The 1,491-nt window shown below is 67.3% G+C and carries 2 protein-coding genes; one reads left to right on the top strand and one right to left on the bottom strand.

Translation table 11 applies throughout. The features are described from left to right. Nucleotides 1-19: 19 nt before the first annotated feature. Nucleotides 20-217 carry a hypothetical protein gene (locus E1267_RS47040; protein ID WP_246064756.1) on the bottom strand — a complete coding sequence of 66 codons (198 nt, stop codon included), beginning with the start codon at nucleotides 215-217 and terminating at the stop codon, nucleotides 20-22. Nucleotides 218-774: 557 nt separating this feature from the next. Here E1267_RS47040 and E1267_RS43720 point away from each other — a divergent pair. Next, nucleotides 775-1,491 (top strand): M23 family metallopeptidase (locus E1267_RS43720; protein ID WP_165960136.1); only part of this gene is annotated, 717 nt, incomplete at its 3' end.

Here is a 1,491-nt window from a genome sequence, read left to right as displayed (position 1 = left end):
GGGTCGGTGGTGAGGGCGGTCAGGTAGCCGTAGACGGCGGTGTCGAAGGCGTCGCCGTCCAGCCGGCGAGCAGCCGTCCCAGGGTGCTGGCGGCCAGGCGGATGGTGGCGGGTAGTCCGGCTTGGGCGCGCAGGTGGGGGTCGTATCCGGTGATGATGCGGGTGATTTGCTTGAGGGAGGTTGCTCCGCCGAGCACGGCGAGCAGGGATAAGGCCAAGAGCGGGCCGAGCCGGTAGCGGCGTCCCCGCCGGCTGCGTGGATCGGCAGCGTGTCCAGGACTTCGGCCAGCGTGGGCAGATCGAGCAGGTCGGCGGGCGGACTGGCGGCGGTGACGTGCTCGGAGTGGCGGGCGAGCACGTCGATCGGGGATGATGGCACGCGAACGCGGCCCCTGTTCTTGATCGACTGGCGTAGACAACCAACGATCATCGGGGGTCGCGTTCGTCATTGGTACCCCGGGGCGCCCCCACGAGCCAGCCGCGTCATCCCAGCAACGACCTCCTCAACCGAGAACGCTTCGGCCCTGACCGTGTCGCCGACATCGGCCAGGAAAGTACCGCCGACATACCGCCGACATACCGCCGACATACCGGAGCTGTCTACGATCGGCCCCGCGGAAAGGTCGCAGTCCATTGCCTTTAGGCATTGGAAAACGAACGCCGCGTTAAAGGGGCTCGGAATTCGCCATTCCGTGATTTGCCCTGTCCCGCCCCGGCCCGGCATCGGAGTTCCGGTACTGCGATGCCGGCATCTGGCACGACCTGGAGAAACCTCATGCCCCCCTCCACGCTCTTACGAGCTGTCGTCACCACGGCGCTCGTCGCCGCGTTCAGCGTCTTCGGCACGGCGAGCCACGCGATGGCCGCGCCCGACCTCCAGCTTCCCTTTCCCTGCGGCCAGAAGTGGCGGCTGGACACGTGGGCGCACGCCCCCGCGGTGGACATGGTGAAGGAGCCGGACCAGCACGGCACCGACGGCGCCACTCTGGTCGCGCCGGCGGCCGGGACGGTGAACCAGTCCTATAAGCACGGCAACGCCGGCAACATGATCCAGATCAACCACGGCGGCGGCTACTTCACCACGTACATCCACCTGCAGTCTCGTGCCGTATCGGTCGGCGACAGGGTGCAGAGGGGAGCGATGATCGGCAAGGTCGGTAAGACCGGCGAGACCTCCAACGGCCACCCTCACCTGCACTTCGAGCTCGGACGCGACTCCGACGGCAATGGGTCGGCCTCCTGGGGCTTCGCCGGCTCCGAGCGGGTCAAGCCGACCTTCAACGGCGTCACCTACGGTCAATCGAACAACCAAACCTGGCGCAACGTGGAAAGCCGCAACTGCTCGGCACCCTCCCCCGAGGGCACCGCCTCGGTTTACGGGGTGTTGCCGGACGGGCGGTTGACCTATACCGCGATCGACGCGGCGAGCGGTAAGCGTACGCATGGTGCGGTGGTCTCCACGGCGACTCTTGGGTTCACGCCTAAGGCGATG

Origin of the sequence: Nonomuraea longispora, from assembly GCF_004348345.1 — a bacterium.
GTDB lineage: Bacteria > Actinomycetota > Actinomycetes > Streptosporangiales > Streptosporangiaceae > Nonomuraea > Nonomuraea longispora.
This window is presented reverse-complemented; position numbering and strand designations above follow the sequence as displayed.